Origin of the sequence: Nocardia sp. NPDC051030, assembly GCF_040683015.1 — a bacterium.
Taxonomy (GTDB): Bacteria; Actinomycetota; Actinomycetes; order Mycobacteriales; family Mycobacteriaceae; genus Nocardia.
Genome location: NZ_JBFBCD010000009.1, coordinates 314,058 through 330,482 on the forward strand (window position 1 = coordinate 314,058; position 16,425 = coordinate 330,482).

At 66.8% G+C, this 16,425-nt stretch carries 14 protein-coding genes; 7 read left to right on the plus strand and 7 right to left on the minus strand.

The features are described 5' to 3' along the window. Positions 1–170: 170 nt before the first annotated feature. From AB0N05_RS29425 to AB0N05_RS29445, 5 genes are read right to left on the minus strand one after another with little or no spacing between them, the layout of a single operon-like run. Positions 171–1,211 carry an acyl-CoA dehydrogenase family protein gene (locus tag AB0N05_RS29425; protein WP_364699727.1) on the minus strand — a complete coding sequence of 347 codons (1,041 nt, stop codon included), beginning with the start codon at positions 1,209–1,211 and terminating at the stop codon, positions 171–173. Then, positions 1,208–2,251, minus strand: coding sequence for an acyl-CoA dehydrogenase family protein (locus AB0N05_RS29430; RefSeq protein ID WP_364699730.1), 1,044 nt, complete (start codon positions 2,249–2,251; stop codon positions 1,208–1,210). The genes AB0N05_RS29425 and AB0N05_RS29430 overlap by 4 nt, the downstream gene beginning before the upstream one ends. Before the next feature lie 17 nt (positions 2,252–2,268). Continuing rightward, the gene (locus AB0N05_RS29435) at positions 2,269–3,399 is read right to left on the minus strand and encodes an acyl-CoA dehydrogenase family protein (RefSeq protein WP_364699732.1); all 1,131 of its coding nucleotides are present in this window, start codon (positions 3,397–3,399) and stop codon (positions 2,269–2,271) included. Next, positions 3,400–4,350, minus strand: a complete 951-nt coding sequence (locus AB0N05_RS29440; protein ID WP_364699734.1) for an enoyl-CoA hydratase — start codon at positions 4,348–4,350, stop codon at positions 3,400–3,402. After that, positions 4,347–5,894 carry a FadD3 family acyl-CoA ligase gene (locus AB0N05_RS29445; protein ID WP_364699737.1) on the minus strand — a complete coding sequence of 516 codons (1,548 nt, stop codon included), beginning with the start codon at positions 5,892–5,894 and terminating at the stop codon, positions 4,347–4,349. Before AB0N05_RS29445 ends, AB0N05_RS29440 begins: the two co-directional genes overlap by 4 nt. Before the next feature lie 71 nt (positions 5,895–5,965). Between AB0N05_RS29445 and AB0N05_RS29450 the strand changes: the two genes are divergently transcribed. From AB0N05_RS29450 to AB0N05_RS29475, 6 genes are all read left to right on the plus strand, one after another. Continuing rightward, complete coding sequence (locus AB0N05_RS29450; protein ID WP_364700112.1) at positions 5,966–7,234, plus strand: acyl-CoA dehydrogenase family protein; 1,269 nt, start codon at positions 5,966–5,968, stop codon at positions 7,232–7,234. Then, positions 7,231–8,025, plus strand: coding sequence for an SDR family oxidoreductase (locus AB0N05_RS29455; protein ID WP_364699740.1), 795 nt, complete (start codon positions 7,231–7,233; stop codon positions 8,023–8,025). Before AB0N05_RS29450 ends, AB0N05_RS29455 begins: the two co-directional genes overlap by 4 nt. Before the next feature lie 284 nt (positions 8,026–8,309). Next, a complete protein-coding gene (locus tag AB0N05_RS29460; RefSeq protein ID WP_364699743.1) occupies positions 8,310–9,065 on the plus strand; it encodes a hypothetical protein in 756 nt (251 codons plus the stop codon). Between the two features lie 33 nt (positions 9,066–9,098). Next, entirely contained in the window at positions 9,099–9,710 is a 612-nt protein-coding gene (locus AB0N05_RS29465) for a TetR/AcrR family transcriptional regulator (protein WP_364699745.1), read from the plus strand. Positions 9,711–9,867: 157 nt separating this feature from the next. Beyond that, a complete protein-coding gene (locus AB0N05_RS29470; RefSeq protein ID WP_364700115.1) occupies positions 9,868–11,019 on the plus strand; it encodes an acetyl-CoA C-acetyltransferase in 1,152 nt (383 codons plus the stop codon). A gap of 224 nt (positions 11,020–11,243) precedes the next feature. Beyond that, a complete protein-coding gene (locus tag AB0N05_RS29475; RefSeq protein ID WP_364699747.1) occupies positions 11,244–13,076 on the plus strand; it encodes a multicopper oxidase domain-containing protein in 1,833 nt (610 codons plus the stop codon). A gap of 6 nt (positions 13,077–13,082) precedes the next feature. On the opposite strand, the gene AB0N05_RS29480 is transcribed toward AB0N05_RS29475, so the two are convergent. Further along, positions 13,083–13,952, minus strand: coding sequence for a putative PEP-binding protein (locus AB0N05_RS29480; RefSeq protein WP_364699750.1), 870 nt, complete (start codon positions 13,950–13,952; stop codon positions 13,083–13,085). A gap of 146 nt (positions 13,953–14,098) precedes the next feature. Between AB0N05_RS29480 and AB0N05_RS29485 the strand changes: the two genes are divergently transcribed. Then, the gene (locus AB0N05_RS29485; protein ID WP_364699753.1) at positions 14,099–15,484 is read left to right on the plus strand and encodes a solute carrier family 23 protein; all 1,386 of its coding nucleotides are present in this window, start codon (positions 14,099–14,101) and stop codon (positions 15,482–15,484) included. Here AB0N05_RS29485 and AB0N05_RS29490 read toward each other — a convergent pair. Continuing rightward, a complete protein-coding gene (locus tag AB0N05_RS29490; protein WP_364699756.1) occupies positions 15,481–16,347 on the minus strand; it encodes a metallophosphoesterase in 867 nt (288 codons plus the stop codon). The genes AB0N05_RS29485 and AB0N05_RS29490 overlap by 4 nt on opposite strands. Positions 16,348–16,425: the final 78 nt, after the last annotated feature.

Genomic DNA, 16,425 nt, shown 5'->3' on the forward strand with positions numbered 1-16,425 from the left:
AAACGGCTCTCGACAGGGGAGCCAACGTCGGGTACGTCCGGCGACGCAACCACGCGATATCCGTACTGCCGTGCGCTTTGGGCACGAGCTATCCGAGTCGTGTTTCTGACCGGAGCGGTTAATGAAAGCGATGGCCGAAGGCCGAGCCGTCAAAGGGTTAGGCCGACCTGCTAGGCCGGGCGGGCCAGGGGATGGGTAGGGGCTCCGAAGAGTTGGGCGGTGCCGTGGGCGCGTTTGAAGAAGAAGTGGGCGTCGTGTTCCCAGGTGATGGCTATGCCGCCGTGCATTTGGACCGTTTCCGAGACGACCGCGTTGAGGGCCTCGGTGGCTTGCAGGCGGGCTGCTGCTACGTCGATCGGTTCGGCGGTGCCGTCCGCGAGGCCTGAAATAGCCAGGTAGACAAGGGATCGGGTGGATTCGACCAGGACGTACATGTCGGCCATGCGGTGCTTGAGGGCTTGGAAGCTGCCGATGGGGCGGCCGAATTGGACGCGGGATTTGCTGTATTCGACGGTCATGTCCAGGCACTGCTCTGCTGCGCCGAGTTGTTCGGCGGCTACTGCGGCCCAGGCGATTTCGCGTAGGCCGGGCAGGTTGACCGGGCCCAGCGGGCGGGCGGGGGTCGAGGCGAACTCGATCGTTGTCAGGCGGCGGGTGGGGTCCATGGTCGGGACCGTCGTGCGGGTGATGCCCGCGGCGGTGCCGTCCACTTCGTAGAGGCCTTCGGTGGTGAGGACCAGGAGGGTGTCGGCGCTGCCATCCAGAACGTAATGGGCGGTGCCGGAGACGGTTTCGCCCTCGGCGCGGACGCCGAAGCTGTCCCAGCCGGTCGGGCCCGCCCAGCACAGGGCCAGGGTGCGCACGCCCTCGGCCACCTCCGGCAGCAGGCGCTCATTGGCTTCGGCATTTCCCGCGAGCAGCAGGGCCTGCACGCTCAGGACGGCCGAGCCGAGCATGGGTGGGGCGGACAGGGTGCGCCCGAGTTCCTCCACCACCAGCAGGGATTCGACCAGGCCGACGCCGATGCCGCCGAATTCCTCCGGAATGGCAAGGGCGGCAACACCGACCTGCTCGCACAGAAGTTTCCAGAGGGACTCGTCGTAGCCGAGCTCGGCGTCGAGGCCCCGGCGCATGGCGGCGCTGTCGCCGTGCTTGGTCAGCACGGCGCGCACGGTGGTCGCGAGTTCCTGCTGTTCTGCGGTGATGCTCATGCGGTGACTCCTTCGCGCAGGGCCGCGGCGATGCGGGTGCGGTGCACATCCGGGGTGCCCCAGGCCGAGCGCAGCGCGGTGACCTTGGTGAGCCAGAGGGACAGGTCGAATTCGGCGGTGTAACCGATGGCCCCGTGCACCTGGAGGGCGATGCGGGCGGCGGTGTAGGCCGCTCCGCCGCAGGCTAGTTTGGCGGCGGAGATATCGCGCGCGCGGGTGACCGGGTCCGCGTCGTCCTGGAGGGTGAGTGCGGCGCGGTAGAGCAGGGGCTGTGCCATCTCCAGGCCGATCGACACATTCGCCAGGTGATGTTTGATGGACTGGTACTGCCCGATCGGCTTGCCGAACTGCTGGCGCTGCTTCACATAGTCGACGCTGGTGTCCAGCAGCGCGCGGCCCGCGCCGAGCAGCTGCGCGGCGGCGGCGAGAGCGGCTGTGTCGAAGGCCTTTTCGATGGCCTCGCGGACGCCTTCACCTTCGGCGAGCACGTCACCGGCGTGCACGGGGAACAGGCGGCGAGCGGCATCGACCGACTTCACCTGTGCACCGGCCGTGGCGACCGAGACCCGGTCCCCGTCGGCGACCAGCACCAGATCGGCCACATCGGCATCGAGGGCGAGCGGCACACCGGCCGCCTCGCCCGCGCTGGATCCGGCCGACGTGGCGAGGGCGATGGTGCCCAGCTTCGCGCCCTCGGCGAGTTCCGGCAGCCACCGCGCGGCGAGCGCCGAGTCCGGAAGCGCCTGGAGCAGTGCGGGAATCGCGGCGGCGGTCTCCACGAGAGGTCCGGGTACGGCGGCCCGGCCGATCTCGGTGAAGGCCACGATCAGTTCCACCGGCCCCGCGCCGAAGCCACCGTTCTCCTCGGTAATGGTCAGGCCCAGTGCGCCCGCCTCGGCGAGCTGGCCCAGCAGCGCCCGTCCGGCGGCGGCATCGCCCGCACCCCAGGCGCGTACGACGCCGGGCGTCTTGGCCGCCTCGCCCATCTTGCGCAGGCTGGCGGCGAAATCAATTTGTTCTGCGGTCAGAGCGAATCGCATGTCGTCCTCCGGGTCTATCAGCGCGGCAGGCCGAGCAGGCGTTCGGCGATGATATTGCGTTGAATCTCATTGGTGCCCGCGTAGATCGGGCCCGCCAGTGAGAAGAGATAGCCATCGGTCCAGGCCGATTCCTGCTCGGCGTCGGCGCCGTGCAGGTCGAGCGCGGTCTCGTGCATGGCAATGTCCAGTTCGGACCAGAACACCTTGTTCACGGAGGATTCCGCGCCCAGCGATCCGCCCTCGGCCAGCCGGGTGACGGTGGCCCAGGTATTGAGCCGGTACGCCTCGGCCCCGACCCACGCCTGCACGACGCGATCGCGCGCGGCGGTATCGGTGTCGGCGGCGTTCGCGCGCCACAGGTCGATCAGCTTCAGGGCGGTCGCATTGAACCGGCCCGGACTGCGCAGCGAGAGACCACGCTCATTGCTGGAGGTCGCCATGGCGACCTTCCAGCCATTATTGGCCTCGCCGATCACGTCCGCATCGGGCACGAACACGTTGTCCAGGAAGATCTCCGCGAACCCGGGCTCACCATCCAGTTGCGGAATGGGACGCACGGTGACGCCCTCCGCGGTGAGCGGGAACATCAGATAGGTGAGCCCGCGATGCCGCTCGGCCTCCGGATCGCTACGGAACAGGCCGAAACCCCAATCCGCGTACGAGGCACGGGAACTCCAGGTCTTCTGACCGTTCAGAATCCAGCCGCCCTCGCCGCGTTTGGCCGTGGAGCGGATACCGGCCAGATCGCTGCCCGCCTCCGGTTCCGACCAGGCCTGCGCCCAAATATCGTCGGCGCGAGCCATTCTCGGCAGAATCCGGGCCAGCTGCTCGGGCGAGCCGTGCTCGAAGAGCGTCGGCGCGAGCAGGAAGATGCCGTTCTGCGAGACGCGCCCGGGCGCGCCGGAGGCGTAGTACTCCTCCTCGAAGATGACCCATTCGGTCAGTGAGGCGTCCCGCCCGCCGTACTCGGCAGGCCAAGCGACACAAGACAAGCGGGCCTCGGCGAGCTTCGCCTCCCACGCCCGATGCGCCTCGAACCCTTCCTCGGTGTCCATGGACGGCAGGGGAGTGGCGGGCACATTGGCGGCCAGGAATTCCCGGACCTCCCGCCGGAATTCCTCGGTCTTGGCGTCGAATTCGAGATCCACCTATTTCACCCCGTTCTTATCGGTCGCGGCGCCCATTTCGCGGCTCGCCGCAGTACCCATGTCGCGGCTCGCCGCGGCTGCCTTCATCGACTTGGCGTTCATGCCGCCCAGTGAGTCCGCGCCGACCTCGGCATTGTGTGCGTGTGCGAAGTGATGCAGCCCGAACACCGAATCCATGCCCGCGCGCATACCCATGAGGTCCTCGCACTGATTGACGGCCTTCTTGGTCAGCGCCAACCCGAATTGCGGCATCTCCGAAATCTTCTCGGCCAGCGCGAAGGTCTCGGACTCCAGGTTCTCGCGCGGCACAACTCGATTGAGCATGCCCCACTCGTAAGCCTGTGCGGCGGTGAACCGTTCACCGGTGAACAGGATCTCCTTGGCGCGCCGCGGCCCGAGCACCCACGGGTGCGCGAAGTATTCGACGCCCGGGATGCCCATGCGCACCACGGGATCGGAGAAGAACGCATCCTCGGAAGCCACGATCATGTCGCACGACCAGGCCAGCATGAGTGCGCCCGCGATGCACGCCCCCTGCACCATCGCAATGGTCGGCTTGGGGATTTCCCGCCAGCGCCGGCACATCCCCAGGTACACCTCGGACTCGCGCGCGAAGCGCTGATCGCCGCCCGGCCGGTCGACGTGGTCCCACCACAGTGCGGCCTGGTTCTCATAGCTGATGTGATGGTCGCGGCCCGGCGTGCCGATATCGTGCCCGGCACTGAAATGCCTTCCCGCACCGGCCAGGACGATCACCTTGACCTCGGCGTCCTCGACGGCCTTCACGAAGGCGGCATCGAGCGCGTAGGTCATGACCGAGTTCTGCGCATTGCGGTAGTCCGGTCGGTTCAGCGTGACAAGGGCGATCGGCCCGCGCTTCTCATAGAGAACGACCTCGCCCTCATCGGGGATGGCTCCCGGTGCCGAATTCTCGCTATCGTGCGCGGTCACGCCTTCTCCTCACGTAGTTGCCGCTTGAGAACCTTCCCGGCGGCGCTGTAGGGCAGCTGATCGCGGAACTCCACGAATCGCGGCACCTTGAAGTTGGCGAGCAGCGTCTTGGCATGCGCCACAACGTCTTCGACGGACAGTTCCGATCCCGGCTTGCGCACCACGAAGGCCTTGCCGACCTCGCCCATGCGTTCGTCCAGGACTCCGATGACCGCGGTCTCGGCGACACCGTCGAGCCGTGCCAGGGCCTGCTCCACCTCGGCCGGGTACACATTGAACCCGCCGGAGATGTACATGTCCTTGAGCCGGTCGGTGATCTTCAGGTACCCGCGCTCATCGATGACGGCGACGTCACCGGTGTGCAGCCAGCCGTCCCGGTCGATGGTGTCGGCGGTGGCCTGCGGATCGTCGAGGTATCCGAGCATCACCTGCGAGCCGCGGATCAGCAGCTCGCCATTGTCGGCCAGCTTGATCTCGAAATCGCCGATGGGGCCGCCGCAGGTATTGGCAATGGTCTCCGCCGAATCCTCGGCGCGGCACATGGTCCCGAACCCGCCGGATTCGGAAAGCCCGTAGGCGGTCAGCACCACATCGAATTGCAGTTCGCCGCGCATTCTTTCGATGAGCACGACCGGCACGGTCGCCGCACCGGTGACCGCGACCCGCAGCGTCGACAGATCGGCTTCATGCCGGGCCGGATGCTCGAGAATGGTCTGGTAGATGGTCGGCGGCCCGGTGAGTACGGTGATGCGCTCGTCGTGAATGAGCCGCATGGTCTCGGGCACGTCGAAGACGGCCTGCGGCACGATGACCGCACCGGTGACCAGGCAGGCGAGAATGCCCGCCTTGTAACCGAAGTTGTGAAAGAACGGCGGCACCACCAGGTACCGGTCCGAGCTGTTCAGCGTCGCGCAGTCGGTCCACGCCCGCGCGCCCGCCAGCGCCTGCCGATGCGCGATGAGCGTGCCCTTGCTGCGCCCGGTAGTGCCGGAGGTGAAGAGAATGTCGGAAAGGTCGTCCGGTGACACGGATTCGGCCCGCGCGATCACGTCTTCCAGGCTGACCGCCTCGGCCAGTTTGGCCAGCTCCGACCAGATGATGGCGTCGGCGACCGGCTCTTCCCGCTCGGACGGAATCACGATGACGGTGTCGAGCGCCAATTCCGGTGCGGCGGCCCGCAGTTCGGCCAGCCGGTCCCGCCCGAGGAAGGTGCCCGCGATGAACAGCGCCTTGGCATTCACCCGATCCAGGACATCGGCGGCCTCGTCGGCGACATACCGCGTATTCAAAGGAACGATGGCCGCGCCCACATAGTGGGTGGCGAGCACCGCGGTGACCCAGTGATGGGTATTGGGAGCCCAGATGCCGATCCGGTCGCCGCGCTGCACGCCGCGCGCGATGAGCGCGCGGGCAGTCTCACGGACCGAGTCGAGCAGTTGTGTCCAGCTCAGTCGCACGGCACCGTCGGAGATGGCAGGTGCTGAGCCGAATGCGCTCGCCGCCTCGTGCAGGGCGAGCGGTGTGGTCTGTGGCGGGGCTGTCACAGGGGTCCTCCGGCGTCTGGGAATCGGTCTAACAAAGCAAGTGCTTGGTAGGTTACTCTACGGAGGTGAGCATGATCCAGACCCCCGAACCGGCCAGCGGGATTACGGCCGCTGGGCCAAATTCGCAGCTCGCTGCCGGGCCAAATTCGCAGCTCGCTGCGGAGGACTCGGCCTTCCGCTCCGAGGTGCGGGAATGGCTGGCCGAGGCCCTGAATGGACAGTTCCGCGAACTGCGCGGACTCGGTGGTCCCGGCCGCGAGCACGAAGCCTTCGAGGAGCGTCTCGAATGGGACCGCGCCCTCGCGGCGGCGGGCTTGACCTGCCTCGGCTGGCCCAAGGAATGGGGCGGCCGCGACGCCACGCTGCGCCAGCAGGTCATCTTCCACGAGGAATACGCGAAGGCCGATGCGCCCAGCCGCGTCTCGCACCTCGGTGAGGAACTGCTCGGCCCGACCGTGCTGGCCTTCGGCACCGAGGAACAGAAGAAGCGGTTCCTCCCCGGCATTCGCAATGTCACCGAACTCTGGTGCCAGGGCTATTCCGAACCCGGCGCGGGCTCGGATCTGGCCGCCGTCAGCACGTCCGCGTACCTGGACGGCGACGAGTGGTCGATCACCGGCCAGAAGGTCTGGACCTCGCTCGCGCACCTGTCCGACTGGTGCTTCGTGGTCGCGCGCACCGAGAAAGGTTCGAGCCGTCACCACGGGCTCTCCTATCTCCTGGTGCCGATGAAGCAGCCCGGTGTCGAGGTGCGCCCGATCATCCAGCTCACCGGGACCGCGGAATTCAACGAGGTCTACTTCGACAATGCCCGCACCGCGGCCGATCTCGTGGTCGGCCAGCCCGGCGACGGGTGGAAGGTGGCGATGGGCACGCTCACCTTCGAGCGCGGCATCTCCACCGTCGGCCAGCAGATCCGCTATGCGCGCGAACTCGCCGACCTGGAAGCGGTGGCCCGCAAGAACGGTGCCGCCGAGAACCCGGTGATCGCGGATCGTTTCGACAAGGCGTGGGTGGGCCTGCGCGTGCTGCGCGCCCATGTCCTGCGCACTCTCGAGTCCGGTCATGACGGCGCGTCGGTGGATGCCCGCACGGCCGCCGGGCAGGCGTCGGTCACCAAACTGCTGTGGGCCAATTGGCATCGCGGTCTCGGCGAACTGGCCATGGATGTGCTCGGCGCACCGGGCCTGATCGCCGATGCCGAAGGCGATGACCTCAATGCCTGGCAGCGCATGTTCCTCTTCACTCGGGCCGACACCATTTACGGCGGGTCGAACGAAGTGCAGCGCAATATCATCTCCGAGCGGGTGCTCGGACTTCCTCGAGAGGCTCGTCCGTGAGTGATCTGTCCATCGCCCCCGAAATCGTCACCGGGCACAACCTGCTCGCGGGCAAGACCGCGGTCGTGACCGCCGCCGCGGGCACCGGCATCGGTTCGGCCACCGCGCGCCGGTTGCTCTCCGAGGGTGCCGATGTCGTCGTCTCGGACTGGCACGAGCGTCGCCTGAAGGAGACCGAAGAGGCGCTGAAGGCCGAATTCCCGGATCGCCGAATCGCTTCCGTGGTGTGCGACGTGAGCAGCACCGAGCAGGTCGATCAGCTGGTCGCGGCGGCCGTGCGGGCGCTGGGCCGGATCGACATCATGGTCAACAATGCGGGCCTGGGCGGTGAGACGCCGGTCGTGGACATGACCGACGAGCAGTGGGACAAGGTCCTCGACATCACCCTGAACGGCACCTTCCGCTGCACCCGCGCGGTGCTCAAGTACTTCCGCGATGCCGGTCACGGCGGCGTGGTGGTCAACAATGCCAGCGTGCTGGGCTGGCGCGCGCAGCACGGTCAGGCGCATTACGCGGCTGCCAAGGCCGGTGTCATGGCCCTGACCCGGTGCAGTGCCGTCGAGGCGGCGGAGTACGGCGTCCGCATCAATGCGGTCGCGCCGAGCATCGCCCGGCACGCGTTCCTCGACAAGGTCACCTCGGGTGATCTGCTGGACCGCCTGGCCGCCGGTGAGGCGTTCGGCCGCGCGGCCGAGCCGTGGGAGGTGGCCGCGACGATTGCCATGCTGGCGAGCGATTACACCACCTACCTGACCGGTGAGGTGGTCTCGATCTCGAGTCAGCGCGCCTGATTCTTGTCCGGTTCATCCGGAATGTCGTGTGGCCTCGTCCGGAGTTCCGGACGGGGCCACACGTATTTCACCCTGCTGCCGATTCCCTCGCGGCGCAGTTGAATTCGTGCGATCGCGAGATGTGGAAAGCCGTGTCCACTGGTCGCAGTTTTTCTCAGTCTGCCTGCTCGGAGGGGGTCGCGAACCTGCCCAAATAATTAACAGCGGAAAATGGCTGGCGCGCCACTGGTGTCCTTGTGCAATCCTTGATTACGCCGGTTCCGCATAGTCGAAGGGCACGACCCATGGGTCCGGAACGCAGACAACAAGCAGCCCACGAACATCCCCCCGAGGAATTGGAACTCGAGCTGGTGCGCGAGGTCGTTCTGGCGCGTCGCAGGCTCGACAACGTTGTTCTCGCCGCATTGACTTTGGGCGCGGAATTACTCGATCACGACTCCGAACGCGCCACCGCCATGCGGGCGGCGCAGATCCTGGAGCAGCACGCCGTGGACGAGAGCGATGTCGCTCGCGATCCCCGCGCCGCGCTGCGCCGGGACATGGTTCGCGATCGGCAGCGCGCCTATCGCATCGGTCTCGCCCGCGAGGCCGGGCACGGGGATTCCGAGCCGGAACAGCGCCGTCGAAGACAGACGGCGCTACTGCGCGAGGTGCGCTCGGACCTCTTGGAAGTGGTGCGCGATTGCGCTCGACTGCGCTTCGACCATGTGGCTTTCACCGATGTCATAGCGCAGGGATTATGCGCGGCCACAGACAAATTGGTGGTCGGCGCGGATATGGAGACATATCAGGCCTGGCAGCGCGGAATGATTTTGAAAATAATCGAGGAACCCACCCCCGACGGCGGTCCGCCGCGTGTCATGGCCACGGTGGATGCCGGGCCGGGGCTCGGCCCGATGACCGTTGAATGGGACAGTCAGGAGCGGCGTTTGGCCCTGGTGGCCCGCATGGCCCGGGCCGGAATCTCCCCGGTGGTGATCTGCGACCGTCTGCTGGCGGATCTGTCGGTATCGTCGCCGCTGAGATACTCGGTCCGTTGACACCAAGCAAATGCTTGGTTGTATATTGGGGCGGTGACCCCACCAACAGAGCCGTCCAAATCGGCCCGTCGCAATGAACTGCTCGGCCTCGCCGCCGGACTGTTCGCCGACCGCGGGCTGCGCGCCACCACGGTCCGCGACATTGCCGACGCCGCGGGAATTCTATCGGGGAGTCTCTACCACCACTTCGATTCCAAGGAAGCGATGGTGGACGAAATTCTGCGCGGCTTCCTCGACGACCTCTTCGGACACTACCGGGAGATCGTCGGCGCGGGCCTGCCCGCGCGCGACACGCTCGAAGCCCTGGTGATCGCGTCCTACGAATCCTTCGACCGATCCCACGCGGCCGTCGCCATCTACCAGGCCGAAGCCAAACGCCTCAGCGGCACACCGCGATTCGGCTATATCGACGAATACAACAAAGAGTTCCGCGAGCTGTGGCATCGGGTGCTCGCCACCGGTGTCGAAGACGGCAGCTTCCGGCCGGAAATGGATATCGAGCTCGCCTACCGATTCCTGCGCGACACCGTGTGGGTGTCGGTGCGGTGGTATCAGCCCGGCGGCCGGATCACCGTCGACAGCCTCGCCAAGCAGTACCTCACCATCGTGCTCGACGGGCTCACCAACCCCGAAAAGCGCGGTTGACCCAACTCTCGGGACTCTCAGGGGCTTTGCCCCTGAAACCCCACTCGGGACATTCGGGGCTCGGCCCCGAAACCCCACAGCCGAATAGCGACAGCTCAACCCGCAGTCAGCAGTAGGAGTTCCAATGTCAGCACCGTCTCGTCGCCAGTACTCGCCGATGCGGGAGGCGTTCGTCATCGACAGCGTCCGCACCCCGGTCGGTAAGCGCGGGGGATCGCTCGCGGGCGTGCACCCGGCCGACCTCGGCGCGGCGGCGCTGAACGGCCTGCTGGGCCGCAACCAGATCGACCCGCGCTTCGTGGACGATGTGGTGTTCGGTTGCTGCGACACCATCGGCCCGCAGGCAGGCAATATCGCCCGCACCTCGTGGCTGGCCGCGGGGTACCCGGAGTCGGTGGCGGGCGTGACCGTGGACCGGCAGTGCGGCTCCTCGCAGCAGGCCATCAGCTTCGGCGCGCAGGCCATCATGTCCGGCACCGCCGAGGTGATCGTGGCGGGCGGCGTGCAGAACATGAGCGCCATCCCGATCTCCGCGGCCATGCTGGCCGGGCAGCAGTACGGCTTCGAAGCCCCCTTCGTCGGCGCGCACGGCTGGGATCACCGCTACGGCACCGGCGAAGTGTCGCAGTTCAATTCGGCGAACATGATCGCCGAGAAGTGGGACATCAGCCGGGTCGATATGGAGCAGTGGGCGCTGCGCAGCAATGAGCGCGCCCGCAAGGCGATCGTCGAGGGCAAGTTCGACCGGGAGATCGTCGGTGTCGGCGACTTCTTCATCGACGAATGCCCGCGCGAGACCAGCATGGAGAAAATGGCCGGTCTCAAGCCCCTGGCCGAGGGCAGCCGCATCACCGCCGCGGTCGCCAGCCAGATCTCCGACGGCTCCGCCGCCACCCTGCTCGCCTCCGACTGGGCGGTCCAGGAATACGGCCTCACCCCGCGCGCCCGCATCCATCACGTGAGCGCCCGCGGTGCCGACCCGATCATGATGCTCACCGCGCCGATTCCGGCCACCAAGTGGGCCCTGGAGAAGACCGGCCTCACCATCGAGGACATGGACGTCATCGAGATCAATGAGGCCTTCGCCTCGGTGGTCCTGGCCTGGATCAAGGACACCGGCGCGGATCCGGAGAAGGTGAACGTCAATGGCGGCGCGATCGCGCTCGGCCACCCGCTCGGCGCGACCGGCGCGAAGCTGTTCGCCTCGCTGCTCAATGAGCTGGAGCGGGTGAACGGCCGCTACGGCCTGCTCACCATCTGCGAGGGCGGCGGCACCGCCAATGTCACGATCATCGAGCGTTTGGGCTGAAATAGCCTGAGCTGGTGGGTTTTTCGGGAGCCGCGCACCGTTTCGGTGTGCGGCTCCCGTCGTCTGCCACCCGGCCCGATGCCCGTAATGCCGGGCCTGGCCGGTTCGATGGACCAGTTGTATAACGAAAACGCTGCGCGTCTGGGACGGATACGGAATCCTGGCGCAGAATCGGAGTAGATCAACGGCGACAAGGCCCCATGACGGGCCGGATCGAGTTGGATATGAGCGAGAATCTGCCGAGAAGGGGGTTCCTCCTGGGGACTCTCGGCATTACAGCGCTGGGTTTCGCCGCCACCGCGGCGGCCGATCCCGTGCCGCTGCCGCCACCGCCGCTGCCCGTGCCGCCCATTCCGCCGCCGACGATCACCCCGCTGAACTATCATTCGCCGCCGCTGCAGCCCTATGTGGACGAGCTGCCGATGATCGAAACACGCCAGGCCGCAGGCGAATTGACCGCGACATCCGGACTCCATCGCTATCACCGGGATCTGCCGGAGACGCGCAGCTGGGGCTTTTCGCAGCCGGTACTGGGGCCGACGCTAGAGGCACGGCGGGATCGCATGGCGCACATAGCCTTCCGCAATGACCTCGGCACACACGTGCTCGCACCGCACGTCGATCTGACCATGCACGGCGTGACCGAGCTGGACCGCACCGATCCCCGTTTCACCGTCCACCTGCATGGCGGCGCGAATGAGCCTGCGGCGGACGGGCATCCGCTGATCGGCTGGCGCAATGGCGGCGGGCCCAACTTCCGCTACGGCAATCGCCAGGAGGCGGCCACCCTCTGGTATCACGATCACGCCATGGGCATCACCCGCCTCAATATTCAGGCGGGGCTGGCCGGACTGTATTACGTGCGAGACGAATTCGACACCGGGCGCGAGGGCAACCCGCTCGGATTGCCCAGCGGCGAGTTCGAGATACCGCTGATCGTGCAGGACCGCACCTTCAATGCCGACGGCAGCCTGCAACCGATGCTGGCGACCTACATTCCGGAGGGCTACAACCAGTCCGGGCAGTTCGGCGACGTCGCCTGCGTCAATGGCGTGGCCTGGCCGCAGCTCCAGGTGAAGCGCACGCTCTACCGCTTCCGGGTACTGAACGGATCCAATTCGCGCCCATACATTTTCGAGTTCTCCAATGGCGGACTGTGCTGGGCGATCGGCACGGATCTCGGACTGCTCGACGCCCCGGTGCCGACACCGTCCATTCGAGTGAGTCCCGGCGAACGCGTCGACCTCCTGGTCGACTTCAGCGGGCTACGCGACGGCGACCAGGTGGAACTGTTCAATACCGCCTACAACGATCTCGGCAATACCGTGTTCATGGCCCCGGCGCTGCGGCAGATCATGCGGTTCACGGTGGCGGGGGATGGCCCGGCGGCCGCGGTACCGGAGCGCCTGCGCGGCGGCCCCGGCCTACCCGACCTGCTCGAGCCGGTCTACCAGCCGGAGTCGGTGCGCACCATGACCCTGATCGGCCTGAACGACGACTCCCGTGCGGCCGCCGTCTTCCCGACCATGATGTCGCTCAATAATCTCGCCTTCCTGAGCGACGACATCGATATGGCCACCGCCGGTGTCACCGAACAGTGGGACATCGTCAATACCACCCCTTTCGACCATCCCATTCACATTCATCTGGCACGCATGCGGGTGATCGCCCGCCAGCCCATCCTCACCTCGGCGTATTGGGTGGCCAACTATCCGCCCAAGTTCGGGACACGCTGGGCACCCTCGGCGGACGCGTTCGCTCTCGGCGGGCAGCAATCGCCTCCGCCCTGGGAACTCGGGTGGAAGGACACCGTCGAATGCCCGACCGACACCATTACGCGGGTCCTGGTGCGCTGGCCGTCCATCGAGGAACTGGGTTTCGACCCCGACGCGGCCGTGCCCATTCCGGCTGGTGCGGAAGCCATCTCGCCGTCCGCCGCCATGCACGGCATGGCCATGACATCCGGCGAGGAAGACATCCGCGGCTACGTCTGGCACTGCCACAATCTCGACCACGCCGATCACGACATGATGCAGCGCATTCGCGTCATGCCCTGAGCGGTGCTACCCGCGAGCCGTTCGCGCGGCGATATCGCGCAGCGTCTTCTCCTTGATCTCCGTGAGCAATCCCAGCTCGGGCAGGTCGTCCCACTCACTGCCGAAAAGCCTTGGGAGATCGTGATAGTGCACCACGCATTCATCCACCCCGGCCGCGCGGCAGGCATCGATCAGCTCGGCGGACAGATATCCGGCCACCGCGAGTTCGATGCCGCGCCGAGCGGTCACCTCCCGGGCGAGCGCGATCGCGGCCATGAGCCCACCGGACGGTGGCACGCCCCGGGCCCGCGTCCGCGCCTCGACCAGCGACGACAAGTCATTGACCCCGATCAATGCCCGCTCGACCCCGGCGTCGATCAACCGATCCAATTGCAGTAGCGCCGAAGGGGTCTCGATCATCGACCCGATCGCCACCCCGGGTGCGTGCCGCTGAATCTCGGCCGCCGCCCATTCGACCTCCTCCGGATCGGTCACGAAGGGCAGCACCACTCCGATTCCATTGCCCGGCACCGCATTCGCCACCGCGGCCACCCCGGCGATCTCCGCTCGGAAGTGGGCCGGAAATCGCCGGGCTCGCCGAATGCCGCGCATCCCGAGCAGGGGATGCGCCTCGCCCTCGATATACTCCTCCACTCCCGCAAGCACATTCGCCTCTACGGTCGTCACTTCGAGGAATCGGTACCACACGGGCTGCCCGCCCGCCTGCTCGGCGACGTCCCGCAGATAGGGGACCAGGTACTCCTCGACCGATTCCGTAGTCGGATACCGCCCCGCCCGCCGGAATACGTACTCCCCTCGGAGTAGCCCCACCCCCGGAAACTTGGCCGCCACTCGCGACTCCAGCTGCTCCCCGCTCAATGCCACGCTGATCCGCACCGCCTGATGCTAGGGCCGCCCGCCCTCACCTCCGCCTATAAAACGCCGCCGGATCCTTTCGACCGTCCTCGGGTGTGCGATTCCACGGGTTTGCTGCCACTACGATTGCCGGGATTGTCCCGACCTCACGAGAAAGCGGGCTGCACATGGATCTCGGTGTCCGCTGGAAACTGCACGGCGGCGATGGGCGCACGCCCGCGCCCGGAGCGGTGGTTGCGCCCGATGAGCGGCTGACGTGGCCCAGGACCATGGGGCTGGGCGCACAGCACGTGGTGGCCATGTTCGGAGCCAGTTTCGTCGCACCCGTGCTGATGGGCCTGGACCCCAATCTCGCGATCATGATGTCGGGCGTCGCGACCATCATCTTCCTGCTCGCCACGCGTGGCAGGGTGCCGAGTTACCTCGGCTGCTCACTGTCCTTCGTCGGTGTGGCCGCGGTGATCCGGGCGCAGGGCGGCAGTAGCGCGACGGTTACCGGGGCCTGCCTGGCGGTCGGCTTGGTGCTGTTCCTGATCGGCCTGGCGGTGCAGAAGTTCGGTGCGCGAATCATTCACGTCGCCATGCCGCCGGTGGTGACCGGTGCCGTGGTCATGCTGATCGGCTTCAATCTGGCTCCGGTCACGGCCTCGGTGTACTGGCCGCAGGATCAGTGGACCGCACTGCTGGTCATGCTGTTCACCGGTCTGGCGGTGGTCGGCCTGCGCGGATTCTGGTCGCGCATCGCGATTTTCCTGGGTCTGGTCTTCGGTTACACCTTCTCGTGGGTGCTGGACCGGGTCTTCGGCAAAATCCATTCGGCCGACGGCAGCGGCGCGGTCACCGATCATTGGCGACTGGACCTCTCCGGTGTCGGCAAGGCGGATTGGATCGGCCTGCCCACGCTGCACGCGCCCTCGTTCGAATGGTCCGCGGTGCTCGTCGCGCTGCCCGTGGTGATCGCGCTGGTCGCCGAGAACGCCGGACATGTGAAGGCGGTCGGCGAGATCACCGGCCGCTCCCTCGACGACAAGCTCGGCACGGCCATCGCGGCCGACGGCGCGGCCTCCATGCTCTCCACCGCGGTCGGCGGCCCGCCCAACACCACCTACTCCGAGAATATCGGCGTCATGGCGGCCACCCGCGTCTACTCGACCGCCGCCTATTGGGCCGCAGCCGGTTTCGCGCTGCTGTTCGGCCTGTGCCCGAAATTCGGTGCGGTCGTCGCGGCCATTCCCGGCGGCGTGCTCGGCGGCATCACCGTCATCCTCTACGGCATGATCGGGCTGCTCGGCGCGCAGATCTGGACCAATGCCAAGGTCGATCTGCGCAATCCACTGAACCTGGTTCCCGCCGCCGCGGGCCTGATCATCGGCATCGGCAATGTGAGCATGAAGTTCACCGACACCTTCACGCTCAGCGGTATCGCCCTGGGCACGGTGGTGGTCATTACCGGCTATCACGCGCTGCGCCTGTTCGCGCCCGCCCACTTCAAGGCGGAGGAGCCGCTGCTGGACGAGGGCACCTCGTCCTACGACGAACCGAGCGAACGCTAGCCCGCTTTCCCGGAGGCGGCGTCCGCGAGTAGTTCGGTGGCATAGGGCAACTGGAGCACCATCCAGGAGTCCTCATTGTCATAGCCGGGATACTGCGAGGCGTCCGGATCCGCGCCGAGTCCCTCGACGCGGGTCCACCGGTCGCCGCCGCACGAAATGCTCTCGGTGTACCGGAAGTGCAGGTGCCCGTGCACGTGCAGCCCGGGTCGCAGCGTCTGCACGACCCGTTGGATGCGGTCCTGGTTCGGGAAGCATTCGGGCCGGTCCTTGCGATTGAACTTCGGCCTCGAGGCGCGCGGTTTGTCGTGCGTGAGCAGCACATCCACGGGTGAGCTGTCCGCCTCGAGCAGTGCGTCCAGTTCGTCGTCGGTCATCTCCTCCTCCGGGAACCACAGCGTGCCGGAGGCGTCGGATTGCCGCAGGGACCCGTACCGGCGACGCCGCTCGGCCTGCTCCTCCTTGCGTGACTCCCGCGCCAGCCGCCACCCCTTATCGGTCGAGCGCGCCCCGCCGAAGGCCGCGAAAGTGGTTCCCTCCCAAGTCCATCGGTGCCCCCGCGGCGCGTACCGCAGGAACTTGCGGCAGATCAGGAACCCCTCGTCGTCCCGCTTGCCGTCGTACATCTCGTGCAGCAGCGACGACTTGTCGTGATTCCCGTCGAGGAAGTACACGATCACCCCGGCCCGCTTGGCGGCCTTGCTCACCACATCGAAGTACCGCCGCCCCGAGAGCATGTGCTCCCAGGCCCCGAAATCCCCCACCACGAACATCTTCGCGCAGTCATTACGCGCCGCGACCTGCACCGACGCCAGCGCGTGGCCGGTGTTCCCGTGTAGATCCCCGACAATCAAGACATTCCCCATCGCCACATGGTGGCACCCGCTCGCGCGGATGGCACGCACAATTCGACCTGCCCCGAATCGAGAGCCGTAATTATGCTG